This window comes from Actinokineospora sp. (genome assembly GCF_052390155.1).
GTDB lineage: Bacteria > Actinomycetota > Actinomycetes > Mycobacteriales > Pseudonocardiaceae > Actinokineospora.
On the sequence record NZ_JBQTHF010000065.1, the window covers coordinates 1 to 24,166 of the forward strand.

At 71.4% G+C, this 24,166-nt stretch carries 26 protein-coding genes and 1 pseudogene; 14 read left to right on the forward strand and 13 right to left on the reverse strand.

Annotated elements, in window-relative coordinates; genetic code table 11:
* Positions 1-101 precede the first annotated feature (101 nt).
* On the reverse strand, positions 102-2,612 hold the full coding sequence (locus ACT4N7_RS22175) for a transglycosylase domain-containing protein (RefSeq protein WP_444830741.1): 2,511 nt from the start codon (positions 2,610-2,612) through the stop codon (positions 102-104).
* Positions 2,613-2,840: 228 nt separating this feature from the next.
* Between ACT4N7_RS22175 and ACT4N7_RS22180 the strand changes: the two genes are divergently transcribed.
* Positions 2,841-3,149, forward strand: coding sequence for a WhiB family transcriptional regulator (locus ACT4N7_RS22180; RefSeq protein WP_444830742.1), 309 nt, complete (start codon positions 2,841-2,843; stop codon positions 3,147-3,149).
* A gap of 45 nt (positions 3,150-3,194) precedes the next feature.
* On the opposite strand, the gene ACT4N7_RS22185 is transcribed toward ACT4N7_RS22180, so the two are convergent.
* From ACT4N7_RS22185 to ACT4N7_RS22195, 3 genes are read right to left on the reverse strand one after another with little or no spacing between them, the layout of a single operon-like run.
* A complete protein-coding gene (locus ACT4N7_RS22185) occupies positions 3,195-4,313 on the reverse strand; it encodes an ArsA family ATPase (protein ID WP_444830743.1) in 1,119 nt (372 codons plus the stop codon).
* Positions 4,310-5,314 carry an ArsA-related P-loop ATPase gene (locus tag ACT4N7_RS22190; RefSeq protein WP_444830744.1) on the reverse strand — a complete coding sequence of 335 codons (1,005 nt, stop codon included), beginning with the start codon at positions 5,312-5,314 and terminating at the stop codon, positions 4,310-4,312. Before ACT4N7_RS22190 ends, ACT4N7_RS22185 begins: the two co-directional genes overlap by 4 nt.
* Before the next feature lie 46 nt (positions 5,315-5,360).
* Positions 5,361-5,609, reverse strand: a complete 249-nt coding sequence (locus tag ACT4N7_RS22195; RefSeq protein ID WP_444830745.1) for a hypothetical protein — start codon at positions 5,607-5,609, stop codon at positions 5,361-5,363.
* A gap of 49 nt (positions 5,610-5,658) precedes the next feature.
* Between ACT4N7_RS22195 and ACT4N7_RS22200 the strand changes: the two genes are divergently transcribed.
* The 4 genes from ACT4N7_RS22200 (at position 5,659) to ACT4N7_RS22215 (ending at position 8,004) form a co-directional block, all read left to right on the forward strand.
* Positions 5,659-5,817 carry a hypothetical protein gene (locus ACT4N7_RS22200; protein WP_444830746.1) on the forward strand — a complete coding sequence of 53 codons (159 nt, stop codon included), beginning with the start codon at positions 5,659-5,661 and terminating at the stop codon, positions 5,815-5,817.
* The gene (locus tag ACT4N7_RS22205; protein WP_444830747.1) at positions 5,817-6,272 is read left to right on the forward strand and encodes a RidA family protein; all 456 of its coding nucleotides are present in this window, start codon (positions 5,817-5,819) and stop codon (positions 6,270-6,272) included. Before ACT4N7_RS22200 ends, ACT4N7_RS22205 begins: the two co-directional genes overlap by 1 nt.
* Positions 6,273-6,345: 73 nt before the next feature.
* Positions 6,346-6,951, forward strand: coding sequence for a hypothetical protein (locus ACT4N7_RS22210; RefSeq protein ID WP_444830748.1), 606 nt, complete (start codon positions 6,346-6,348; stop codon positions 6,949-6,951).
* Between the two features lie 27 nt (positions 6,952-6,978).
* Positions 6,979-8,004 (forward strand): hypothetical protein, encoded by a 1,026-nt coding sequence (locus ACT4N7_RS22215; protein ID WP_444830749.1) that lies wholly within the window; start codon positions 6,979-6,981, stop codon positions 8,002-8,004.
* Here ACT4N7_RS22215 and ACT4N7_RS22220 read toward each other — a convergent pair.
* Positions 8,001-8,885, reverse strand: coding sequence for a Gfo/Idh/MocA family protein (locus ACT4N7_RS22220; protein WP_444830750.1), 885 nt, complete (start codon positions 8,883-8,885; stop codon positions 8,001-8,003). The genes ACT4N7_RS22215 and ACT4N7_RS22220 overlap by 4 nt on opposite strands.
* 280 nt (positions 8,886-9,165) lie before the next feature.
* On the opposite strand from ACT4N7_RS22220, the pseudogene ACT4N7_RS22225 reads away from it, so the two are divergent.
* The 4 genes and pseudogenes from ACT4N7_RS22225 to ACT4N7_RS22240 all read left to right on the forward strand — a co-directional run.
* A pseudogene (locus tag ACT4N7_RS22225) lies at positions 9,166-9,258 on the forward strand (ABC transporter ATP-binding protein); the annotation flags it as partial.
* 401 nt (positions 9,259-9,659) lie between these two features.
* A complete protein-coding gene (locus ACT4N7_RS22230; protein ID WP_444830765.1) occupies positions 9,660-10,523 on the forward strand; it encodes an NUDIX hydrolase in 864 nt (287 codons plus the stop codon).
* Positions 10,520-11,311: an MBL fold metallo-hydrolase gene (locus ACT4N7_RS22235; RefSeq protein ID WP_444830751.1), complete on the forward strand. Its 792-nt coding sequence runs from the start codon at positions 10,520-10,522 to the stop codon at positions 11,309-11,311. The genes ACT4N7_RS22230 and ACT4N7_RS22235 overlap by 4 nt, the downstream gene beginning before the upstream one ends.
* A gap of 299 nt (positions 11,312-11,610) precedes the next feature.
* On the forward strand, positions 11,611-12,129 hold the full coding sequence (locus ACT4N7_RS22240) for a TFIIB-type zinc ribbon-containing protein (RefSeq protein ID WP_444830752.1): 519 nt from the start codon (positions 11,611-11,613) through the stop codon (positions 12,127-12,129).
* A gap of 162 nt (positions 12,130-12,291) precedes the next feature.
* On the opposite strand, the gene dnaN is transcribed toward ACT4N7_RS22240, so the two are convergent.
* The 4 genes from dnaN to ACT4N7_RS22260 all read right to left on the reverse strand — a co-directional run bounded on the left by dnaN (position 12,292) and on the right by ACT4N7_RS22260 (position 16,212).
* Positions 12,292-13,386, reverse strand: coding sequence for a DNA polymerase III subunit beta (gene dnaN, locus ACT4N7_RS22245; protein WP_444830753.1), 1,095 nt, complete (start codon positions 13,384-13,386; stop codon positions 12,292-12,294).
* Between the two features lie 53 nt (positions 13,387-13,439).
* On the reverse strand, positions 13,440-14,681 hold the full coding sequence (locus tag ACT4N7_RS22250) for an MFS transporter (protein ID WP_444830754.1): 1,242 nt from the start codon (positions 14,679-14,681) through the stop codon (positions 13,440-13,442).
* Positions 14,682-15,126: 445 nt separating this feature from the next.
* Positions 15,127-15,801 (reverse strand): Crp/Fnr family transcriptional regulator, encoded by a 675-nt coding sequence (locus ACT4N7_RS22255; protein ID WP_444830755.1) that lies wholly within the window; start codon positions 15,799-15,801, stop codon positions 15,127-15,129.
* 159 nt (positions 15,802-15,960) lie between these two features.
* A complete protein-coding gene (locus tag ACT4N7_RS22260; RefSeq protein ID WP_444830756.1) occupies positions 15,961-16,212 on the reverse strand; it encodes a hypothetical protein in 252 nt (83 codons plus the stop codon).
* A 119-nt stretch (positions 16,213-16,331) separates the two neighbouring features.
* Here ACT4N7_RS22260 and nth point away from each other — a divergent pair, with 119 nt between their 5' ends.
* From nth to ACT4N7_RS22280, 4 genes are read left to right on the forward strand one after another with little or no spacing between them, the layout of a single operon-like run.
* Positions 16,332-17,135 carry an endonuclease III gene (gene nth / locus ACT4N7_RS22265; protein WP_444830757.1) on the forward strand — a complete coding sequence of 268 codons (804 nt, stop codon included), beginning with the start codon at positions 16,332-16,334 and terminating at the stop codon, positions 17,133-17,135.
* On the forward strand, positions 17,132-17,725 hold the full coding sequence (locus ACT4N7_RS22270; protein ID WP_444830758.1) for a TlpA family protein disulfide reductase: 594 nt from the start codon (positions 17,132-17,134) through the stop codon (positions 17,723-17,725). The genes nth and ACT4N7_RS22270 overlap by 4 nt, the downstream gene beginning before the upstream one ends.
* A complete protein-coding gene (locus tag ACT4N7_RS22275; protein WP_444830759.1) occupies positions 17,722-18,414 on the forward strand; it encodes an NUDIX hydrolase in 693 nt (230 codons plus the stop codon). Before ACT4N7_RS22270 ends, ACT4N7_RS22275 begins: the two co-directional genes overlap by 4 nt.
* A 2-nt stretch (positions 18,415-18,416) precedes the next feature.
* The gene (locus ACT4N7_RS22280) at positions 18,417-19,601 is read left to right on the forward strand and encodes a MarP family serine protease (protein WP_444830760.1); all 1,185 of its coding nucleotides are present in this window, start codon (positions 18,417-18,419) and stop codon (positions 19,599-19,601) included.
* Between the two features lie 12 nt (positions 19,602-19,613).
* Here the strand turns inward: ACT4N7_RS22280 and ACT4N7_RS22285 are convergent, their stop codons facing one another.
* From ACT4N7_RS22285 to ACT4N7_RS22300, 4 genes are all read right to left on the reverse strand, one after another.
* Complete coding sequence (locus tag ACT4N7_RS22285) at positions 19,614-20,552, reverse strand: alpha/beta fold hydrolase (protein ID WP_444830761.1); 939 nt, start codon at positions 20,550-20,552, stop codon at positions 19,614-19,616.
* Positions 20,553-20,571: 19 nt separating this feature from the next.
* Positions 20,572-21,084 (reverse strand): phage holin family protein, encoded by a 513-nt coding sequence (locus tag ACT4N7_RS22290; RefSeq protein WP_444830762.1) that lies wholly within the window; start codon positions 21,082-21,084, stop codon positions 20,572-20,574.
* 45 nt (positions 21,085-21,129) lie between these two features.
* On the reverse strand, positions 21,130-22,329 hold the full coding sequence (gene nhaA / locus ACT4N7_RS22295) for a Na+/H+ antiporter NhaA (RefSeq protein WP_444830763.1): 1,200 nt from the start codon (positions 22,327-22,329) through the stop codon (positions 21,130-21,132).
* 79 nt (positions 22,330-22,408) lie between these two features.
* Positions 22,409-23,164: a VIT1/CCC1 transporter family protein gene (locus ACT4N7_RS22300; RefSeq protein ID WP_444830764.1), complete on the reverse strand. Its 756-nt coding sequence runs from the start codon at positions 23,162-23,164 to the stop codon at positions 22,409-22,411.
* A 240-nt stretch (positions 23,165-23,404) separates the two neighbouring features.
* Between ACT4N7_RS22300 and ACT4N7_RS22305 the strand changes: the two genes are divergently transcribed.
* Entirely contained in the window at positions 23,405-24,127 is a 723-nt protein-coding gene (locus tag ACT4N7_RS22305) for a lysophospholipid acyltransferase family protein (protein WP_444830766.1), read from the forward strand.
* Positions 24,128-24,166: the final 39 nt, after the last annotated feature.

The window sequence follows — 24,166 nt, forward strand, 5'->3', positions numbered from 1 at the left end:
GGGTTACCGCCACGCTGGTCCCCCTGTGGGGGCGGGCGGGGCGGCGTCCCAGTGGTCACCGACGCGCGGCCCGGGTCTCGGGGCCGCCGGGGGCCGCGCCGTCATGGTCGTACTGGGCCGATGGTGATCGGTGGCGGCTCGATGCCCGGGCCGCCGGGCCCACCGGGACCCGGCCCGCCACCGCCGTTGCCTGGGCCGTTGCCCTCGCCGGGGTCCGGTCCCGGTTCGGGCGCGGGACCGGACGGCGGCACGTCGGAGGTGCGGGGCGGCGGGACGTAGCCGGTGCTCACCTGGATGGTGATCAGCTCCCCGGCCAGCGCGGCGCCGCGGGGGGACTGGCCGACGACGGTGCCCTTCTTGCGGGCGTCGTTGCGTTCTTTGGCGACGACCTGGTAGCCCGCGTTCTGTAGGACGCTAGTCGCCTCCTCCTGGCTCTTGCCGATGACGTCCGGCACCTTGATCTCCGGGCCGCCGTCGAGGTAGCGCGGGTCGACCGGCGGCATCGGCGCCACGGGCGCGCCCTCGTGCAGCTTCGCCATGGTCTGGAACCACGTGCGGGCGGGCACCTTGCCGCCGTAGATGTTGCCGCCGGTGCCACACAGGCGCGGCGGGTCGCCGTCGCAGATGCCCTGGGGTTTGGGGCTGTCGTTGAACGTCAGCACGGCGCCGGAGAGCTGCGGGGTGGCGCCGAGGAAGCCCGCCGACTTGAAGTCCTGGGTGGTGCCGGTCTTGCCGATCATCGGGCGGACCCAGCCGACCGACCCGGCGGCCGCCCGCGCGGTGCCGCTGGTGTCGTCTTTGCTCAGTCCGGTCGCCAGGGTGTTCGCCAGCGGCTCGGCCACAGCCTGCTCGCACGGCTGCTCGTTGATCTCGACCTTCTTGCCGTCCCGGTCGAGCACCTCGATCAGCGGCGTCGGCGGGCACCAGACCCCGCCGCTCATGATGGTCGCGCCGACGTTGGCCAGCTCCAGCGTGCTCAGCGGGCCGGGGCCGAGGGTGAACGACGCCTTGCCCGGGCTGTTCTCGTTCGGCTTGAAGAAGTCGGACTGGCTCAGCCGGTACTCGGCTTCCTTGCGGCTCGGGTCCGGGTCGGTGCCCGCGTTGTTCGCCGCCATGGTCTCGCGCAGACCGAGCCTGCTGGCCATGTCGACCACCGGGCCCATGCCGACGCGCTCCTCCAGGATGACGAAGCCGGTGTTCGGCGACTGCGCGAGCGCGTCCTGCAGGGTCATCTTGGCCGGGTACTCGGCCGCGTTCTTCACGCAGTAGAGCGTGCTGTCCCCGTCGTTGGGGCGCGGCGTGCGCGGACAGGTCTTGGCGCCGCCGACGAACACCTGGGAGACGTGCGTCTTCGGCACGTCGATCATGTTGTTGATGCCGCCGCCCTTCTCCAGGTAGGCGGCGGAGGTGAAGATCTTGAAGATGGAGCCCGCGCCGAACTTGTTCGCGATCCGGCTGGGCAGGCCGTAGGTTGTCTGGCCCTGGTTGGCATCGAGGCCGTAGTCGCGGTTGGCGACGAGGGCGAGCACCTGGTGACGCTCCTTGCCGGGGCGCACGATCGCCATCGTGTTGGCGATGCCCGGCTGCGTCTTGGGCACCTCGGCCTCGGCGGCCTGCTTGGCGATCTGGGTGGCCTGGGCGTCGAAACTCGTCTTGATCTTGTAGCCGCCGGTCTGGATCTGGTCCGGGGTGAACCCGATCTTCTGCAGGTACTCGTAGACGTACTGGCAGAAGAACCCGTACTCCGGCCCGGCGCCGACGCAGTTCGCGGCGGGCTTCTTCGGCGCGGGCAGGGTGCCCAGCGGCTCCTTCTTGGCGACCTCGGCGACATCGGGGGAGAGCTTCTGGTTCTCCACCATCTTGTCGATCACGACGTTGCGCCGCTGCAGCGTCTCGGCGGGCTTGCGCCACGGGTTGTAGAGCACGGGGTTGTTCACCGCGCCCGCGAGCAGCGCCGACTGCGCGACCGACAGCTTGTCCGGCGTGGTGCCGAAGTACGCGCTGGCCGCGGCGCCGATGCCGTAGACCTCGTAGGCGAACTCGACCACGTTGAGGTAGCCGGTGAGGATCTCTTCCTTGCTCATCTTCTGTTCGAGCTGGATGGCGATCCGCGCCTCGCGCAGCTTGCGCGCGATGGTCTGCTCCTGGGCCTTGGACTGCTCGGTCTTGTTGCCCCGGTTGACCACGTTGATCAGGTAGTTCTTGACGTACTGCTGGGTGAGGGTGGACGCGCCCTGCACGTCGCCGCCGGTCTGGTTGGAGATCGCGGCGCGGATGGTGCCCTTCCAGTCCACGCCGTTGTGCTCGTAGAACCGGCGGTCCTCCACCGAGACCAGCGCCGCCTTCATCGTCGGCGAGATCTGCTCGGCCGTGACCGGGATCCGGTACTGGTCGAACAGGGACGCGATCGGGGTGCCCGCGCTGTCGGTGATCGTGGTGATCAGCGGGGGATCGGTCGCGACCAGATCGGCCGAGACACTGTCGATCGTGTCACTGGCTCGATTGGACACCACCCCCAGCGCCCCCACGATCGGGAACAGCATGCCTGCCACGAGCACGCCGGCGAGCAGGCAGAGACCGAGAAGCTTCAGCAGGCTGTCTCCAACACGCACGGGGGCCAGCCTACGCGTCACCCGGTCGGTCCACCGTGAAGTGCGCCCGGGTCATTGACTTTCTGTAACAGGTTCATGTCCCGGTGCCCGCCAGGGAACCGAGACCTACTAAAGTTCGTCAACGTCTCACGACAGTCGAACAGCCGGGCCGATCGATGGCCGGGCCGGGAGACATCCGATACCGGGGGGTATCGGTTCAGGGTCGCGACGACGACAGGGGTGGGGGATATGCAGCTCGAAAAGCAGGTCGATTGGCGGGTACGCGCGACGTGCCGGGACGAGGACCCGGACGGTCTCTTCGTCCGGGGCGCCGAGCAGCGCAAGGCCAAGCTGCTGTGCATCGCGTGCCCGGTCCGCACGGAGTGCCTCGCCGAGGCGCTGGACAACCGGATCGAGTTCGGCGTGTGGGGCGGTATGACCGAGCGTGAGCGCCGGGCGCTGCTGCGCCGCAGGCCGGACGTGGAGTCCTGGCGCGAACTGCTCGACAACGCCCGGCGCAGACACAGCTACGACGACGAAGACATCCGTGTCGGCTGAGCAGCGCCGCTGAGCAAGACCCGCGTCCACCGACGCGGGTCGTCGTCATGTCCCGAGCCGGTCGCCGATCTGCCGCAGCCCGGCCAGGTCGTGCACGTCGGCTGGCATCGCGGGCACGTGCGCCAGCGGCACCGACGGGTGCGCCTTGGTGAACCGGGTGATCAGCCTGCGCTCCCGCTGCGCCAGGGCCACCCGGTCGGCGTGCAGCCGCAGCACGGCGGCGGCCAATGGCGCCTCGCCGGAGGTCTCCAGGTTCTCGGCCGCCGTGAGCGCCTTGGCGGCGGGCAGCGTGGCCAGCACGGGGTGCGTGCGGTTCACCACGAGCCCGGCGAGCGGCATCGTCTCCGTCGCCAGCCGCTCGACGAAGTAGCTCGCCTCCCGCAGCGCGTCCGGTTCCGGCGCGGCCACCACGATGAACGCGGTGCCGTTGGACCGCAGGAGCTGGTAGGTCTTGCGGGCCCGCTCGCGGAACCCGCCGAACATGCCGTCGAACGCCTGCACGAACGCCGACGCGTCGGCCAGCAGTTGGCCGCCCACGATCGTGGACACGGCCTTGGCGAACAGGCCGAACCCGGCGCTGACCACCTTGCGGATACCCCAGCCGCCCGCGCGCGCGGGCCCGGTCAGCAGCTTGATCATGCGGCCGTCGAGCGCGGTGGACAGCCGCTGCGGCGCGTCGAGGAAGTCCAGCGCGGACCGCGACGGCGGCGTGTCGACGATGATCAGGTCCCAACTCCCCTCGGCGGCGAGTTGGCCCAGCTTCTCCATCGCCATGTACTCCTGGGTGCCGGAGAACGACGACGAGATCGTCTTGTAGAACGGGTTGGCCAGCACCTCCTGCGCGCGCTTCTCGCCCGCGTGCGCCAGCACCATGTCGTCGAAGGTGCGGCGCATGTCGAGCATCATCGCGCTCAGCGAGCCCGCGGGCTCGAAGCCGTCGACGGCGACCTGGCGCGGGGTGTTGCCCAACTCCTCCAGGCCCAGCGCCTGGGCCAGCCTGCGCGCCGGGTCGATGGTCAGTACCACCGTCTTGCGGCCGCGCTCCGCGGCGCGCACCGCGAGCGCCGCCGCGGTGGTGGTCTTGCCGACGCCACCGGACCCGCAGCACACGATGACGTGCGTCTCCGGGTTGTCGATCAGCGCGTCGATGTCGAGGGTACTCACCGCGCCCCCTGGTCGATCAGGGTCTCGGCCAGCTCGTACAGCGCAGCCGTGTCGATGCCGTCGACCTGGTCGGGCAGTTCCACCGCGGGCAGGTCGACCTCGGCGAGCTGGACTCGGGCGCGCCGCTCGGCCTGCACCCGGATCGCGTGCTCGACGGTCTCGGCGACCAGGCCGTCCACGTCGGCCTCGGACAGCGCCAGCCCGGCGGAGGACAGGCCGTTGCGGATTCGGGTCGAGTCCACGCGGCCGTCGGCGGCGGCGGTGATCGACCGGGTGGGCAACCGGGGCGGGCGGACCCGGTTGAGGATGATCGCGCCGGGTCGCAGGTCGGCGCCGTCGAGTTCCTCGATGGCCTCGACGGTCTCCCGCACCGGCATCTCCTCCAGCAGGGTGACCAGGTGCACGGCCGTGTCGCCGGAGTGCAGCAGCCGCACCACGCCGTCGCTCTGGCCCTTGATCGGACCGACCTTCGCCAGGTCGGCCATGGCTTTGGTGACGTCGAGGAATTTCACTATCCGACCGGTGGGCGGCGCGTCGACCACGACGGCGTCGTAGCAGTGCCTGCCCTTGTCGTCCGTGCGGGTGACGCACTCCTTGATCTTGCCGGTGAGCAGCACGTCGCGCAGGCCGGGCGCGAGCGTGGTGGCGAACTCGATGGCGCCCATCTTGCGCAGCGTGCGGCCCGCGAACCCCAGGTTGTAGAACATCGCGAGGTACTCCAACAGCGCCGCCTCCACGTCGATGTGCAGCGCGCGGACCTCGCCCCCGCTCGGCGCCGACGCGACGCGCTCCTCGGAGTACGGCAGCGGCTGGGTGTCGAACACCTGGGCGATGCCCTGCCTGCCCTCGACCTCGATGAGCAGCACCCGCCTGCCGCCGGTCGCCAGGGCCAGCGCGAGCGCGGCCGCGACGGTCGTCTTGCCCGTGCCGCCCTTGCCGGTGACCACGTGCAGCCGGGCGCGGGCGATCTGCTCGGTCCAGCCGACGACGGGAGTGGTCACGGATTCAGCGTAAATGCCGCGTTACGGACTCCGCCGCCCGACCGGGTCACCCGGCGACCAACATCACGGCCGCCGTGGTGCCCACCAGGATCACCGCGCCCCACACGAACACCGGGGCGAACACCGTCAGCGTCAGCACGCACAGCAGCGCCAGCAGGGTGAACGAGATCGCCCCGGACAGCGCCACCGGCCCGTGCGCGTTGGCCCGGTCGCGCACCTTGGCCATCGTGACCAGCACCAGGACCAGCCCGCTCACGCCGAGCAGCGCGGTCGCGATCAGTCGCCAGGCTTCCACCCCGCCACCGTACCCAGCCCTGCTCGACGCAGCCTCTAGGCTGCCCGTCATGACGAAGTGGGAGTACGCCACCGTGCCACTGCTGATCCACGCGACCAAGCAGATCCTCGACCAGTGGGGTGAGGACGGCTGGGAGTTGGTCACCGTGCTGCCCGGCCCGACCGGTGAGCAGTTGGTCGCCTACCTCAAGCGTCCCAGGGGGGTCTGATGAGCTGGCGCGACCGACTCGCCGAGCTGGGCATCGAACTGCCGCCCGTGGCCACTCCGGCGGGCTCCTACGTCCCGGCCGTCCGCACCGGTTCGCTGGTGTTCACCGCGGGCCAGATCCCACTGGTCGACGGCGCGCTCGCGGCCACCGGCAAGGTCGGCAGCGAGATCAGCCCCGAGGAGGCCCAGCAGCTCGCCCGCGTGTGCGCGCTCAACGCGCTCGCCGCGGTCGACGGTCTGGTGGGCATCGACGCCGTCGTCCGGGTGGTCAAGGTGGTCGGCTTCGTGGCTTCCGCCGAGGGGTTCACCGGGCAGCCCGCGGTCGTCAACGGCGCTTCCGACCTGCTGACCGAGGTGTTCGGCGAGCAGGGTCTGCACGCACGCTCCGCGGTCGGCGTCGCCGAGTTGCCGCTGGGGGTGCCGGTCGAGGTGGAACTGGTGGTGGAGGTCGCATGAGCGAGTTTGCGAGCGAGTCAGTCAACACAGGGTTGGTGCGATTGCCCGCGACGAGCGTCAGCGAGGAGGTCGCATGAGCTCGATCGCGCACTGTCACGACTTGCTGCTCAGGTTCGCGGGCAGGCTCGGCGGCCGCGAGCTGTGGCGCCTGCGCGACTGGCTCTCGGCAGGTGCCATCGACGCGGTCGCGCGGGCGCTCCCGCTCACTTTGCTGCGCGAGCGGGTCGGGATCACGCCGGAGGAGTCCAGGCTGCTCACCGCCGCGCTGCTGCCCGCGGGAGCCGATCCCGAGCGGCTCAATGCGGTCTCATGGCTGGACGAAATCCCCGAAGTCGACTACACCTTCTCCGCAGAGTCGCCCGAATGGGTGAGCTTGGGTGACTCGATCGGGGTGGTGCTCGGCGCGATGCTGCGCGGTCGGCCAGAGGTGGTCGAGGCGCGGTCGAGCTGGCGCCACCACCGGTCGGCGACCGGCTCGGCAACCAGGGTCGTGCTGGTCACCACCACCGGCGACGGTGCACGGCTGACCGGGGAGCTGCAGCGGGTGCTGCGCGCCCTGGGCACGTACGAGCCCGCGGTCGAGGTCCTGCCGCAGGGATTCGACCTGCCGAAGTACCACCGGGCCGCGCTCACGGCGTCGGAACCCCTGGTAGGGCAGGGGCACCTGGTTCCCAGTTAGCGCAAGGACGAGTCGGAGGAACAGATCGTGACGCAGGTCGCCGCAGGCAAGGGTGCCGCTTGGCCGGGGGTGGCGCTGCCGGTCCGGGTGCACGATCTCCTGCTCGCTCTCGCGGGCAGGCTCGACGACGACGCGCTGGCCGACGCGCGGGAACTGCTGGCCTCCACCGAGGTCGACCGCGCGTTGGAACTGCTGGTCGGTTGCCTCGCCGCAGGCCCGATCGCGGTCAGCGCGGACGAGCACGCACAGTTACTGGAGCTGGTCCTTTCGGTGCACTGCGACCCGGCCGTGGTCGAGCGGCTCGTGGTCGCCGAACACGAGGCCGTCACCCGGCACCGGTTCATCGCTGGCAAGATCGACGGTGTCGGCGCCGAGCAGGGTGTGGCCGAGGCGGCCAGCCGCGTCCTCGACGTGCTGCCCGACATCCGGGCGGCGTGGGCGGTATGGCGGCTGACGCCTGCGGGCGCCGCGACCGGTCCGGTGCCGCACCGGGTCGTGCTGATCGGCGTCGGTCCCGCGGGTTTCGCGCCTGCCACGGCCTTCCGGGTGGAGCACGCGCTGCGCCGCGCCGGTCTCACCGCGTCCGTCGAGGTCCTGCGCGACGGCACCGAGCCGAGCGACTACCACCACACCGCGATGCGCTACGCCGCCGAGGTGCCGCTGGGTCGCCCGGTGCCGCCGAATTCGCCGCCTGCCAAACCGGAGTCCGCGCCGGCCAAGCCCGCGCCAGTCTCCCGAGCCGAGCGCCGTGCCGCCGAGCCGATGCCGGTCGTTCCCGTCCTGCCGGTTGCCCCCGTCGTGCCGGAGCCGCCCTCGGCGTCCTGGATGCAGGAGCCGCCGAAGTCCGCCGACGAGTCGCTCAACGACCAGGAACTCGACCTGCTGCGCCAACTCCAGGAGGAACTGGCCCGGCGCGAACAGACCGACGGCACCCCGCAGGCCGGCTGGCAGGCCGAACCGGGCGGCCCCAGCGTCCCCTTCGACTGGCACGAGGCGAACAGCTCCACCATGGTCAACGGGATGCCATTGCAGCCGCCGGACTCGCGTCCCTAAGACTGGCTGATCTTCCGCTCCACCGCGGCCAGCAAGTGCTGGATGTGCAGGCCGCGCCGGACGTCGAGCGGATGCTCGGTGCGACCGGCGCGGACCAGGCCGGTGAACTCGTCCAGCAGCGCCGCGTAGGAGTCCCGCGCCGGTGTCGCGCGGCCGACCAGCTCGCGGTAGCCGTGGTCGCCGTAGACCGACAGTTCGATGACGGTCGGGCGCATCGGCAGCCCCATCGACAGGGTCACCGTGCTGGTCGCCCCGCCCTCGTGCCGCAGCACCAGGTGCCACAGGTCGGGCTCGCCCCGGTGGGCGGCGAGCACCTCGACGATCGGGCCCAGCGCGGCGTCGAGCAGGTCGAGCACGTGCGGGCCGATGTCGGCGAGCGCGCCGCTCTCGTGCCGCCACGGCGACTCCGAGTACTCCCCGCCGAGCAGCGCCCCGGACAGCCACCGGGCGCTCGCCCCCGACCAGCCGCCGAGTCGGCGCACGTCATCGAGCCAGTCGACGGTCTCCTCGGCGAACCGGCGGATGAACACCACCAGCGACACCACCCCCGCCGCCCTGACCGCGTCGGCCACCCGCTCGGCGTCGGCGACGGTCGCCGCGATCGGCTTCTCCAACAGCACGTGCTTGCCCGCCGCGGCCGCGCGCGGGGCCAGCTCGGCCTGCACCGCGGGCGGTACGGCGAACGCCACCGCGTCCACCTCGGCCAGCAGCGCGTCGAAGTCGCGGGCGACCGGGACGCCCAGCTCGGCGGCGGCGTCCGGGCGCCGGGCCCACATCGCGGTCAACTCGGTGGCCGGGTGGTTCGTCAGGCCCGGCGCGTGCACCGACCGGGCCCACGGCCCCGCACCCACCAGCCCGAACCGCAGCGTCTTCGCACCCATGGGCACCATCCTGCCGGTAATTCGATTGCGCGCCCGCGCCCCGGTCGCCATCCTTGACCCATGGGCAACTGAGAGCACGAGACGTCGACCTCGCGCCGCACCTGTGAGTGCGTGCCGCATCCGTCTGTGGCTCCAGGAGGCCCGCTCTTGCCCACCTCCCTCCTGCTCGCCCGGCTGCTGCTGCGCGAGCCCGGGGTGCTCCTGCTCGACGAGCCGACGAATCACCTCGACGCCGCGGGCACCGACTGGCTCGGCGGCTACCTCGCCGACTACCCGGGGCGGCAAGAGCACACTGCTGCGCGCGCTCAGCGGCGAGCTGTCGCCGTCCGGCGGGACCGTGGAAGTGTTGGGGCGCGCGGGTTATCTGCCGCAGGTCCACGACCGGCTGCCGATGGGCACCAGTCCGATCGGGTACCTGCGCGGGCAGTTGCCGCTGTACGAGGAGGACGCCGAAGCGCAGCTACCTGTTCGACGCCGACGCCATCCGCAAGCCGCTGCACCAGTTCTCCCCGGGGGAGATCCGCAGGCTGCTGGTCGCCTGCCTGGTCAAACTCCGGCGCCGAGTTGCTGCTGCTCGACGAGCCGACCAACCACCTCGACTTCGACTCGCTCGACGTGGTGGAGGAGGCGCTGCGCGGTTCCGCGGCACCCTCGTCGTGGTCACCCACGACCGGTATTTCGCCGAGCGCATCCACCCCACCCACCACTGGCTGGTGGCAGCGGGCTCCTGCTCCGCGGAGGTCGTCGCCGCGTAGGGTCGGCGGCGTGCCCGAGCTGCCCGAGGAACTGGACCTGCCCGCGGATTTCCTGCCCGCCGAGCTGCCGGACCCGCCCGTGGTTCCCAAGGACGCGGCGACCGTGATGCTCGTCCGCGACGCCGCGCCGGGCCTGGAGGTGTTCCTGCTGCGCCGGGTCGTCGGGATGGCGTTCGCGGGCGGGATGACCGTGTTCCCGGGCGGCGGCGTCGACCGCCGCGACGCCGATGCCACGGTGGCCTGGCACGGTCCCGGCCCGGACTGGTGGGCCGGGCGGTTCGGCTGCGCGCCCGCGCTGGCCCGCGCCCTGGTGTGCGCGGCGGTGCGGGAGACGTTCGAGGAGTCCGGGGTGCTGCTCGCGGGCCCGGACGCGGACAGCGTCGTCTCCGACGCCCGCCCCTTCCACGACGCCCGTCAGGAGTTGGTCGACCGGAAGCTGTCGTTCGCCCAGTTCCTCGCCGACAACCGGCTCGTGCTCCGCGCGGACCTGTTGCGCCCGTGGTCGAACTGGGTGACGCCCGCCGAGGAGCCGCGCCGCTACGACACCCGGTTCTTCCTCGCCGCCATGCCGGTCGGCCAGCGCGCCGACGGGGCCACCACGGAGGCCGCGGACGTCGCCTGGCAGCTCCCCGCCGACGCCATCGATGAATGGAAGCAGGGCCGTCGCGGCCTGCTGCCGCCTACCTGGACGGTCCTCGCCGAACTCCATGAGCACGGGTCGGTTGCCGCCGCGATGGCCGCCGAACGCACCATCGACAAGATCATCCCCAAGGTGATCCGCGACGGCACCCGCCTGCGCGTGGTCATGCCAGGCGACCCGGCCTACGCCACCGCCGCCAACCACCTCGACGCCCGACCCGACGACCGCCTGGAGCACCGATGACCCACCCGGCCTACGGAGTCGTCCGCGAGGTCACCCCGTTCGCCTCGGTGCTGTTGGAGGACAACCCGAGCATCATGACGCTCGACGGCACCAACACCTGGCTGCTGCGCGCCCCCGGCTCCCCCACCACCGTCGTAGTAGACCCAGGCGACGCCGACGAGCCCCACCTGGAGCGCGTGTTGGCGGCAGCGGGCACCGTCGAGGCCATCCTGATCACCCACCACCACGCGGACCACGTCCAGGGCGCATCGTGGCTCGCCCGCCGCTCGGGTGCGCCGGTCCGCGCCTTCGACCCGGCCCTGTGCCAGGACGACGGCCCGCTGCGGCACGGGGAGACGGTGGCGTTGGCGGGGCTGGAGCTGGCGGTGCTGCACACCCCCGGCCACACCGCGGACTCCGTCTGCCTCGCTGTCGAGTACGGGGATCAGGCGGCCGTGCTGACCGGGGACACCGTGCTCGGCCGCGGTACCACCGTGATCGCACCCCCGGACGGTCGACTAGGCCAGTACCTGGACTCGCTGCGCGCGCTCGCCTGCCGTCCAGCGGGTGCGGCGGTGCTCCCCGGCCACGGCCCGGACCTGCCGGACCTGGCCACCGTGGCCGCCGAGTACCTATCCCACCGCGAACAGCGCCTCGACCAGATCCGCGCCGCGCTGGCGGTGCTGGGCCAGGACGCCACCCCGAGGCAGGTGGTGGAGATCGTGTACGCCGATGTCGACAAGTCCCTATGGGCCCCCGCCGAGTGGTCGGTCCACGCCCAACTCGACTACCTCCGCGCCCACGACTGACCGCCACGACTGACCCGCTCCGTGGCTGACCGGACACGACTGACCGCCCCGTGGCTGACCCGCTCCCATCACTGCCACGCTTGACCCAGCTCCCGCGGCGGACCCACCCGCGGCTTGCCCCGTTCCGTCGCCGGCCAGCGACGGAACGGGTTGGTGGGGCCTCTCCTGAAACAGCCTTGAAATGCGGACCTGTTGCCAGGAGAGTCTCCTGCGTCGCTACGGGCGCAGTGGCGCAGGTGCGGGACTCCCTCGGGTGGGAGGGGCCTGTGCCCCGGGACCGCATCGATAGAGGAGGACGGGTGGGTAGCGGCAGCTCCGATCTGCCGAGTCGGTTCCGTGATCAGCAGGTCATCGCGTGGAGCTTCCTGTCCGACGCCGATGAGGTGTTGGTGCATTGCCCTCGGTGCGACGCGTGCGCCAAAGTGGTGGCTCGGCCTGCCGACCCGCCGTCGCGGTCGGGGTTCTTCGGGAGGCGCCGGTTGAGCTGCGCCGCCTGCGGTCATGTCACCGACGAGGTCGCGGGGGAGCGCAAGTCCCGGTACGGCCACGAGTGGGTCGGGACCGTGCGAGACCCCTACTTCCAGTGCCGACTGTGGCTGCAGGCCGACTGCTGTGGTCAGGTGCTGTGGGCTTTCAACCTCCGGCACCTGGACTACCTGCGGTCCTACGTCGCAGCAGACCTTCGCGAGCGGTCCCATCCGCGGACCGGCTGGCACCGTCGGATGACCATGGTCGCCAAGTTGCCCGCCTGGCTGAAGTCCGCGAAGAACCGGTCCGAGGTCCTGCGCGGCCTCGACCGCCTCCGCGCCACGACCTGACGCACCGTCGCCCGCGCTACTGGCGCTGTGCTTGCCCCGTGGCAATGATCCAGCTCAGCTGGGTTGATTCGGGTCGATAGGTTGCTCCTCTGGTTGGTTGGGCTTGGCCGCGATCGGTGGCTGCTCTGGTTGGCCTGGCCGTGATCACGCCAGCCGCGCGCGTCAGGTTTTCGGGGGCAGCATCGGCATGAGGATGTAGCGCAGCTCCACTTCCCCGGGCTCTACCGCCGTCAGCACCGTCGCCCGCATGCCCGGCTGGATCGCCATGCGCACCCGGGTGCCCGCGAACGGGCGCAGGGCGTCGGACAAATAGCGGGACTGGAAGGACGGGCTGGTGCGACCGCCCTCGACCGTGGCCTTGACCGACTCCTCGGCCTCGCCCGTCTGCCGGTCCGCGGTGCGGAGGCGGACTTCGCCGTCGCCGACCTCGAACTGCAGGACGCCGCGCGGGTCGGTGTAGAGGGCCACGCGGCGGGTTGCGTTGAGGAGGGCGTCGGCGTCGAGGTCGACCTGAGTGTCCACACCAGACAGTGCGAGCTTGGCCTCGGTGAGGAAGGTGCCGTCGAGGACGGCGGTGGTGACGGCCGTGTCGCCCCAGGACAGCCCCATCCGGTTCGCGTCGACGCCCAGCGACACTTGTCCGCTGACCTGCTTGGCCACTTCCGCCAGCAGCGTGGCCGGGATCAACGCGTCGACCTCGCCCTGGACCGGGTGCCATGGCAGGGTCGCGATCGCCATTCGGTAGCGGTCGCTCGCGCGCAGCACCAGGCGATCGCCCTCCGACCGGATGCGGACGCCGGTGAAGATCGGCAGCGCCTCGTCGCGTGACGCCGTGTTCGCCACCGTCGCCAGGGCCGACGAGAGCAGCGCACCCGACATCGTGCCGCCCACCGCGGGCGACTCGGCCACGCCAGGGTGTAAGCCGACATCGAGCAGCGGCAGCGCGAACCGGGCACCCTCGGCCCGGATCGCGAGCCGCGCGCCCTCGACGACGAGCCGGACCTGTGGTTGCTCCAGCGCGCGCAACGTGTCCGCCAGCGGTTTGGCGGGCACCAGCACGCGCCCGTCCGTGTGCACGAGCGCACCACAGGACGCGCGGGCGGTGCGTTCTCGGTCGGTCGCGGCCAGCACCACGCCGTCCGCGTCGGCGGTGAGCAGGAGACCGCCGAGCACCGGGTCGACCAGCTTGCCGGGGACAAGCCGGACGACCTCGGCGGCCGCGGCGGCGAGGTGGGCGGTGGTGACGGTCAGATCCATGGGAAAGACGCTAGCGTCGATCACCGACACGTGCGTTCAGTTGTCCACAGGGGTCAGGCGAGCACTGGTTCCCGGACTGCCGCCGGCGTCTGCGCCACGCGCACGGTGCCCCGGCGCGCGTAGACGATCGCGGCGAACGCGAGGCCCGCGGCGGTTGCCGACAGGAACGACGACCACACGCCCACGTGCTCCACCAGCAGCCCGCTCACCGACTGCCCCAGCGCTAGCCCGAGCGTGACAGCCGTGATCACCCAGCCGAACGCCTCGGTCACCGTGCCCTCCGGCGCGACCAGTTCGATCGCCGCCGAGTGCGCGGTGGCCTGCGGCGTGATCAGCATCCCGGCCAACAGCAGCGCGACAGCCAACCCGAACAGCGACGTCGGGATGGCCAGCGGCGCGACGAGCAGCGCGAATCCGGCGAGCAGTACGGGCAGCCGCAGGTGCATCGGCCGCGGCCAGGGCCGCACCCCGTAGAGCACGCCGAAGATCACGGAGCTGATCGACCACAGCCCGAGCAGCAGGCCGCCCGCGGGCGCGTTGCCCGCGTTCGTGGCGGCCGCGGGCACCGCGACCTCGATGAACCCGATCGTGACGCCGAAGCCCATGGCGGCCAGGGCGAGCGTGCGCATCCCCGGGCTTGCCAGCGCGCCGAGCAGGCCGTTGCCCGCCAGTTCGCCGCGCTCCGGGCGGAACCCGCGCATGCTCGGCGTCAACGCGAACCAGACGCCGCCGACGATCATGCAGGCCGCGCCCGCGACGACGCCGGTACCCGCCCAAGGTGCCGCGAGCAGCACGCCGGACAGCGCGGGCCCGAGGATGAAGAACGCCTCCATGCTGATGGCCTCGTAGGCATACGCGGCGTTGCGCGCCGCGCCGGGCGGCAGGAAGCGGGTCCACATCGCGCGCGACGCGGACCCGATCATCGGTTCGGTGGCGCCGACACCGAGCCCGATCGCGATCAATACCGCCGTCGGCGCCAGCGCCTCGATAGCCAGCACACCCGCGGCGACGAACAGCCCGAACGCCCCGGCGGTGACCAGCAGCGGCCGCGACGGTCCGACGCGGTCCATGATCCGGCCCTGCGCGACCGAGCCCATCGCCACGCCGACCAGGCTGGCCGCGGACACCAGCCCGGCGATCGCGAACGACCCGGTCGTGCGTTGGACGTAGAACAGCAGTGACAGGCCCACCATCGCGATCGGCAGCCTGCCGATCAGGGCGGCCAGCACCGGACCGCGGGCGCCAGGGGTGGTGAGGGCGGCGCGGTAGTCGGCGAGACCAGCGGAGTGGGACATGTGTACCAGTATGCCGGACTTTGGTACGGCCGTACCACTAATTTTCGGTGGTTTGTGCCACCCCGGGCGGTGGTACGTCTCGGTTACGTAACAGTGACCCGGATTCCCGGTGAACCCGGGCAACGAATCGGCCTCCCCAAGAGTCCTTGAGGGTGAAAGGACTTGAACCGAGGGTAGGGGTCCGTGCGATGGTTCATCCATCGCCCGTCACGTCCGAGTGGCGGAACGCGATACGCCAACTGAACAACCACAAGTTCCCTCCGGGTCCGGCTTCGGGGCCTGCCCAGAGGGCGGGGAGCGTGGGCCGTCGGGGGATGGTCTACGCACAACGAGAGGCCGGTGCGCCGCGTCGGGGGCGGCGCCCGGCCTCTCGCCATGCGCACGACAAGCCATACGCACGCGAAAAGGGCCCGGTCGCCGACCGGGCCCCTTTTTCGCGTTGTTGTTACCGGGCGCGCCGCGCGAGCCGCTCCGGGTCGAGGATCAGCACGCTCTTGCCCTCCAGCCGCAGCCAGCCGCGGTGGGCGAAGTCGGCTAGCGCCTTGTTCACCGTCTCGCGGGACGCCCCGACATACTGGGCGATCTCCTCCTGCGTCAGGTCGTGGGTGACCCGCAGCAGCCCCGCCTCCTGGCTGCCGAAGCGCTGCGCGAGCTGCAGCAACGCCTTGGCGACCCGGCCGGGTACGTCGGTGAAGATCAGGTCGGCCAGCATCCCGTTGGTCCGGCGCAGCCTGCGCGCAATCACCCGGAGCAACTGCTCGGCGATCTCGGGGCGCGTGCCGATCCACGAGCGCAGCGCGGGCCGGTCCATCGTGACCGCGCGGACCTCGGTGACCGAGGTCGCGGTCGATGTGCGCGGACCCGGGTCGAAGATCGACAGCTCGCCGAACATGTCGGACGGGCCGAAGATGCCGAGCAGGTTCTCCCTGCCGTCGGGTGACTTGCGGCCGAGCTTCACCTTGCCGGATTGGATGATGTACAGCCGGTCCCCGGGCTCACCCTCGGCGAAGATCACGTGTCCGCGCGGGAAGTCCACGGCTTCGAGCGTCTCGGCAAGTGCTTGCGCCGCGGCCGGGTCGACCCCTTGGAAGATGCCCGCACGGGCCAGGGTCTCATCCACCTCGGTCCTCCTGTTTCCACCACGGCGACCGCAAAGGGTGCGACGCCGATCACTGCACACAGTGTAGGGCGTCGACCGGGAAAGCCCCGGCGGCTCGCCGTCCGTCCGTTGTGGAACGTCCGACTGCCATGATCGCCCTAGCCGGATGACCCTAGCGCGCTAGTCCCTGCCCCGGCGACCGCGGAGCTTGGCGGCCCGCCCGCCCAGCCTGCGCAGCCGGAACAGCTCCAGCGCACGGCCGATCCCGTGGCCGTAGAGCGCCCGGACCTCGTCGGGCCGAGCCAGCTCCAGGAACTCCTCGACGTCGGTCTCCTGGACCGCCACGTGGCGCAGCCTGGATTCCACGCGCTCCATGAACAGCGCGAAGAACATGATCACAAGGGGTACCGCGAACACGAACCAGACAGCCATGGTCGTCGATCCTCGCTCGTTCTCTCGCCGGGCCCGGACCCGCCTCCGGTTCCCGATGGTCTGCTAGGTAGACGTCTGGGGCATATTTCAGGTTGTTCGACGGCCCGTAGGCTAGCGAGGTGCCTTCGACCACCCGACGCCCGCCCCGAGCAGCCGCCGCGGTGGACGGCGACTCCAGTCTCGCCCTGACCCGCCGCGTTCGCCGGACGACACGCGCGCTCGCCGAGGGATATCCCGCGGCGCACTGCGAGTTGGACTTCACCACGCCGCTGGAACTGGCGGTGGCCACGATCCTGTCGGCGCAGTGCACCGACGTGCGGGTCAACGAGACCACCCCGGCGCTGTTCGCCCGCTACCGCACCGCCGCCGACTACGCCGCCGCCGACCGCGCCGGGCTGGAGGAGATGATCCGGCCGACCGGGTTCTTCCGAAACAAGACCAGTTCGCTGATCGGTCTCGGCGCGGCCCTGGTCGAGCGGTACGGCGGCGAGGTGCCCGGCAAGCTCGACGACCTGGTGACGCTGCCCGGCATCGGCCGCAAGACCGCCAACGTCATCCTCGGCAACGCGTTCGGCGTTCCCGGCATCACCGTCGACACCCACTTCGGCAGGCTCGTCCGCCGGTGGGAGTGGACCGACCTGGAGGACCCGGTCAAGGTCGAGCACGCCATCGGCGCGCTGGTCCCGCGCAAGGACTGGACCATGCTGTCGCACTGGGTGATCTTCCACGGCCGCCGCGTGTGCCACGCCCGCAAACCGGCCTGCGGGGCATGTTTCCTCGCCCGCGACTGCCCTTCCTTCGGCGCAGGCCCGACCGATCCGGTACAGGCCGCGAAGCTGGTCAAGGGCGAGGAGGCCGAGCACCTCGTCGCGCTCGCCGAGCGCACCCGCGCGGGCTACCGGCCGGGGAAGTCGACCGGGTGAGTGTCCGCACGCGCTGGGCGCTGGTCGGGGTGATCCTGCTGGTCGCGGCCGCTGTGGCGCTGTGGCCGCGCGATCGGGAGGCAGCCCAGCCGCCCGTGCCGGATCTGACCGCGGCCCGCGCGGAGGCGGCCCTGGTGGCGTGCGCGACCGGCGACCCGGGCCCCGCGACCCTGCGCGGCGTGCGCGCCGAATGCCTCGCCGACGGCGTTCAGGTCGACGCGGCCGCGGCGCTGGGCGGCAGGCCCGTGCTGGTCAACGTATGGGCCACCTGGTGCCTGCCGTGTCGCGAGGAACTGCCGGTGCTTTCCGAGTACGCGGCGGACGCGGGCTCGGTCGACGTTGTCGGCCTCGCGGTCAAGAGTCCGGCCGCGGACGCCCTCGACCTGCTGCGCACCCTCGGCGTGCGCCTGCCGACCCTGCTCGACCGGGACGGCTCGGTCGAGCGCGGGCTCAAGGTTCCCGACGCGCTGCCTGCGTCTTATGTCATTTCGGCGGACGGTTCAGTGAACTTCGTGGGCAGGCCGCGCGTCTTCCGTAGCGTCGACGAGGTGCGGGAGGCCGTCACCCGGTATCTGGGAGGAGGCCGATGAGCCCGCACGGACCCCTGGTGGACCCGGCCGACGTGCCCGACTGGCTGCGTCCGCTGGTCGCGGCGACCGCCGACATCGACCCGGTGCTGTGGGCCCGGTTCTCCGTGCCGGGGCCGGGTTCCCGGGACGCGGCCGTCCTGATCCTGCTCGGCGACGACCTCGGCCACGGCCCGGACGTGCTGTTCCAACTCCGCGCCGACAGCGGCGGCAGCCACTCCGGGCAGGTGGCCTTCCCCGGCGGCGGCGCCGAGTCGAGCGACGACGGGCCGGTGGCCACCGCGCTGCGGGAGGCCGTCGAGGAGACCGGGCTCGACCCGTCCGGCGTACGCCCGGTCGCCCTGCTGCCCAGCCTGCACATTCCGGTATCCAGATTCCAGGTAACCCCGGTGCTCGCGCAGTGGACGGCACCGAGTCGCGTGTGGGCGGTCGACACCGCCGAGACCCAGGCCGTGGCCCGGGTGCCGCTCGCGCACCTGGCCGACCCGGCCAACCGGTTCCGGGTGAGCCATCCGTCGGGGTACGTCGGGCCCGCGTTCGCCGCACCGGGCATGCTGGTGTGGGGATTCACGGCGGGTCTGTTGACCATGCTGCTCGCCGCGGGCGGGTGGGAACGGCCGTGGGACGCGTCCGACGTGCGTGACCTTGACGTAGCGTGGCGCTCCACCGGTTCTCAAGGCGCGGAGGTCTGAGCGTGAACTGGGTCGACGTGCTGGTCGTCGCGCTCGCCGTGCTGGCGGCGATCTCCGGGGCGCGGCAGGGCGTGATCACCGCGCTGCCCGCGTTCGTCGGCGTGCTGATCGGCGCGGTCGCGGGCATCAAGATCGCGCCGCTGGTGGTGGCGCAGATCGATTCGACGCCGACCAGGGTGGCCTTCGCGGTCGCGATCTTCGTGCTGCTGGTCGCGCTCGGCGAGACGTTCGGGGTGTGGGTCGGCCGGACGATCCGGCAGAAGATCTCCTCGCCGAAGCTGGCCGGGGTCGACAGCGCGTTCGGCGCCATCGTGCAGGGCGCCGTCGTGTTCGTGGTGTCGTGGCTTATCGCGCTGCCGTTGACCTCGGTCGGCGGCCTGCCCGGGCTGGCGTCGGCGATCAACAACTCGGCGGTGCTCGGCGGCGTCAACGAGGTCATGCCGCAGGCCGCCCGCGGGCTGCCCGACGAACTGCGCCAACTGCTCGACGTGTCCGGCTTCCCGGCGGCGGTCGACCCGTTCAACCGGACGCCGAACAAGGAGGTCGAGCCGCCGGACCCGGCGTTGCAGGCCAGCGAGGTCGTCCAACGGGTGCGGACGAGCGTGCTCAAGATCAACGCCAAGGCGCCGTCGTGCGAGCGGGCGCTGGAGGGCAGCGGGTTCGTCATCGCGCCCCGGCGGGTGATGACCAACGCGCACGTGGTGGCCGGCACCGACGAGGTGTCGGTGGAGTCCGGCGACCGGAACCTGACCGCCCGCGTCGTGCACTACGACCCGCAGACCGACGTGGCCATCCTGGACGTCCCCGGACTCACCGCCACCCCGCTGCCGTTCGCCCCGTCGGATGCCACCAGCGGCCAGGACGGCATCGTCCTCGGCTACCCGCTCGACGGCCCGTACACCGCGTCACCCGCGCGGGTGCGCGACCGGATTCCCCTGCGCGGCCCGGACATCTACGACTCGGCCACGGTCAACCGGGACGTGTTCACGCTGCGGTCCAAGGTGCTCAGCGGCAACTCCGGCGGCCCGCTGGTCGACACCAACGGCGAGGTCATCGGCGTAGTGTTCGGCGCGGCTGTGGACAACTCGGAAACCGGGTTCGCCCTCACCGCCGCCGAAGTCCGCGACGAGGTCGGCCGTGCCCCGTCGATGACCGCCCAGGTGGCCACCGGGCGCTGTGCGAGCTAGCGGTCGTGACCACTAGTTCTTGAGGAACGCGGTGAGCAGCGCGTTGGTCGCGGCGGGCGCCTCTTCGTGTGGAAAGTGGCCGATGGCGGGCAGGACGTGCTTCTCCGCGCGTCCGCCGAGCCACGGGCCGGACGCGTCTCGGGTGCGCGCCAGGATGCACGGGTCGTCGACCCCGTAGAGCTGCAGCACCGGCGCCTCGATCTTGCGCGCCATGGCCTCGCCGAATCGCCTGCCCTCGCTGCGCACCTGCGACCGCAGCGCCCAGCGGTAGTACTCCAGCGCACTGTGCGCGGCGCCCGGGACGAGAACGGCGCGCCGGTAGCGGGCCACGGTGTCGGCGAACTCCGGCGCCTGTGTCCATTGTGGACCGGACCAGGCTCGGACCAGCGCCTCGACCGTCGTCGCGCCGTCGCGGGTGAGCCAGCGTTCCGGGGCCAGGGGGAGCTGCGCCCGGAACACGTGGCCCAGGGCGCGCGCCTGGTTGTTCGGGCGCCTGCGCAGCGCGGTGCGGCGGATCTGGCTGCGCAGCGCCAGCGGGTGCGGCGCGGACAGTGCGCTCACCGAGTGCACGACACGCGGGTGCAGACCGGCGACGGTCCAGGCCAGCAGCCCGCCCCAGCCGTGCCCGACGAGGTGCGCGCGGTCCTCGCCCAACGACTTGACCAGGCCCGCGACGTCACCGGCGAGCGTCCAGGCGTCGTAGCCGCGCGGTGGCTTGTCGGAGTCGCCATAGCCGCGTAGGTCGACGGCGATAGCGCGGTAGCCCGCGTCGCCGAGGGCGGTCAACTGGTGTCGCCAGGTCCACCAGAACTCGGCGAACCCGTGCAGCAGCAGGACCAGCGGCCCTTCGCCGGTCTCGGCCACGTGCAGCCGGATGCCGTTCGCGTACACGTCCCGGTGCGCCCATGGCCCGTCGACCCGGACGGTGGAGGGGTCGGGACGGGAACGCACGGCGCTGCTCAGCGGAAGGTCAGGAACTGCGGGCGGGCGCGTGACCGTTGTGCTCACCCCGGTGGGTCAGTGCCGCGGCTGTGTCCTTGAAGCTGCTGATCGTGCGCTCGGGCGACCGGATCGACCGCACCTTGCGCCAGCCAAGGAACCCGAACAGCCCGGCGAGCAGCAGCATCAGGCCGAACACGATGCCGAACGCGGCCGAGCGGACCAGGCCGATGTCGGCCAGCAGCTCCGCGAGCGCGAAGAACAGGAAGAACGAGCTGTAGAGCACCACCACCAGGGCGATGACGAAGAAGATGCTGCCCTTGAGCGCCTTCTTGATCTCGCCGGTGACCTCCGACTTCGCCAGCTCGACCTCGGCTCTGACCAAAGTGGACAGATGGGTCGTGGCGTCCTTGACCAGGTTCCCGAGGGACTGGTCGCCCATGGCCGCGACCGCCCGGTCGTCCGTCAGGGGAATCGACGGCACCCGGGGCAGGCCCGATCCGTCGCGGTCTCCGTTTCCGTGCGCGCTGGTCACCTGCGACATCGTGCCATGCTCGGCTGCCGGGGGCTGCCCGGGCGGTGATTCTCGTCAGTCCTCCTGGTGGACCTTGCTCCGGCGCACCAGCATCGCGGCGGCCAGCAGCGAGGCCACCGCCGACGCGACAAGCACCGCGGCCTTGGCCAGTTCGGCGTCGGCGGCGTCCAGGGACAGGTCGGCGATCAGCAGACTCACCGTGAAACCGACGCCGCCGAGCATCGCCACCGCCGCCAGATCGCGTCTGCCCAGCCCCTCGGGTAGCACCGCCACCTTCAACCGCACGGCGAGCAGCGCCGACCCCACGATGCCGACGAACTTGCCCACGACGAGTCCGATCATCACGGCGAGCGCCATCCGGTCGGTGGCCAGCGCGCTCAGGGCGGCGCCGTTCACCGGGACACCCGCGGCGAACAGCGCGAACACCGGCACCGCGAACCCGGCCGACCACGGCTGCAGCCGGTGCTCCAGCCGCAGCCCGGGCGACTCCTTCTCGCGGGGGTCGCGTTTCACCCTGGTCAGCAGCCCCAGCGCCACGCCTGCCACGGTCGCGTGAATGCCCGACGAGTGCACCGCGACCCACACCGCCACCGCGAGCGGGACGTACAGCCACACCGAGGTGACCCGCTTGTGCTGCAGGTACCAGTACAGCGCGAGCAGTGTCGCCGCCGCGGCCAGCGCGACGAGGTTGATCGTGCCAGCGAACACCACGGCGATGATCAGGATCGCGCCCAGGTCGTCGACCACGGCCAGGCTCAGCAGGAACACCCGGGCGCTGCTCGGCATCCCCGTGCCGGTCAGCGCCAGTACGCCGAGCGCGAACGCGATGTCGGTGGCCACCGGGATCGCCCACACCGCACCCGCGCGCGGATCACCCCACGCCACCGATACCGCGACGATCGCGGGAACCACCATGCCGCCGACCGCCGCGATCACCGGCAGCAGCGCCGCCTTGAGCCTCGACAACTCGCCGCTCACCAGTTCGCGCTTCAGTTCCAGGCCCGCGACGAAGAAGAACAGCGCGAGCAGGCCGTCCTTCGCCCAGTCGCCCACAGTCAGGTTGAGGTGCAAGACGTGCGGCCCGACCTCGGCGTCGCGCAGTGCCGCGTATGACCCGCTGACCGACGAATTGGCCCAGAGCAGCGCGATCGCGGTACCCGCGAGGAGGACCATGCCGCCGACGGTCTCGGTGCGCAGATAGCGGGCGAACTCGGCGACTGCCTTCGGCGCGCGTGCCTTGCGGCGATGTGACAAGGGTGCTCCTGGGATCGGGCGGACAGCTCGATACTGCTGCCGACCAGACTTCCCGGCGCACCTGTGGTCAGCTTAGTGGTCACCCGACCGTGACGCCGAAGAGCACGCCCACGTAGTAGGTGACCACCATCGCCAGGGCCCCCACCAGCACATTCCGTGCTATCGCCTGCCCGATAGGCGCCTTCCCGAGCCGCGCGCTGACCGTCCCGGTAAGCGCAAGGCCAAGGGCGACAGCCACCACACAGGTCCACACCCGCGCGCCCACGGGCGGCAGCGCGATAGCCGCCAACGGGATCACCGCCCCCACCGCGAACGCCACGAACGACGCCCGCGCGGCCTGCATCGGACTCGTCAGGTTGTCCGGGTCGATCTGCAACTCCGCCTCGGCATGCGCCTGCAACGCGTCGTTCTCGGTCAGCTCACGCGCGACCTGCTTGGCGAGGTCGGGGGACAGCCCCTTGTCGTGATAGATCTCGGCGAGCTCCCGCTCCTCGGCCTCCGGCATCTCCCGCAGCTCACGCGCCTCCTTGGCCAGCGCCGCCCGCTCGGTGTCGCGCTGCGTACTCACCGAGACGTACTCACCGCCCGCCATCGACAGCGACCCCGCCACCAGCCCCGCGATGCCCGCGGCCAGGATCACGGTCCGATCGGCGCTCGCCCCCGCCACGCCGACCACCAGCCCCGCGGTCGAGATGATCCCGTCGTTCGCGCCCAGCACCCCGGCCCGCAGCCAGTTCAACCGCGACCCGAGATCACCCCGGTGCGGTTCGTCGCCGTGCCGTTCGCTCTCGGTTTCCACCCGCGCATTCTCCCCTCCGCCCCGAGTTGTCCCCATACCGCACATTCATCCACAGCAAACGTCACCACACTGGCCTCCCCAGCCACAGCCGATAGACTGGAGCAGGGCCGAGCCCCCTTGGGACGGGTGGGGGATGTCCTTACAGGAGTCAGGCGAAATGTCCGTTATGGGATTTCTTGGGCGGGTGTGGCTGATCTTGTTGACGTGAAGCTTGGGTGGGGCGACCAATCCCTTGGACGGGTCGTGGCCGAAGATTCAGTTGTGAGCGACAGACCGATGAGCACGTGGCGGGCGATCACTCTGATGTTCCGGGTGCCCCGGCGCGGCAGGGGGTTCTGGTTCAGCCTGGCCATCGACATCATCTGGCCGTTGCTCGCGATCTTCACCCGGCTGCGCTTCCGGGGCGGCGAGCAGGTGCCCAAGCAGGGCGGCGTCGTGATCGCCTCCAACCATCTGTCCTTCGCCGACCCGGTCACGGTCACCGCGTTCACGCTGGCCGCCGGGCGGATCCCGCGCTACCTGGCCAAGGCGAGCCTGTGGCGTATTCCGCTGGTCGGCAAGGTTCTCGCGGGCGGTGGGCACATTCCCGTCGCGCGGGGTACGGCTCAGGCGCGCGATGCCTACCACGGGGCCGTTGACGCGGTGCGGCGTGGCGAGTGCGTGATGTTCTTCCCCGAGGCGGGCTTCTCCGACGACACCGACCACTGGCCGTCGGCGCGGGTGAAGAACGGGGTGGCACGGGTGGCGCTGGAGACCGGCGCGCCGGTGATCCCGGTGGTCAACTGGGGCACCCACACCCTGCTCCCCGCGACCGCGAAATTCCCCCGGCTGTTCCCGCGCAAGACGATCGACATCGCGACTGGGGATCCGGTCGACCTGTCCGACCTCGCGGGCACTGACCGGGAGTCCCTGGACGAGGCGACCAAGCGGATCATGCACGCGATCACCGAGCTGCTGGCCGAGCTGCGCGGCGAACAACAACCACCCCCTCGGGGTTAGCCGAACAACGCGGTCGGGGGCCCGGGGGCCCCCCGGGCC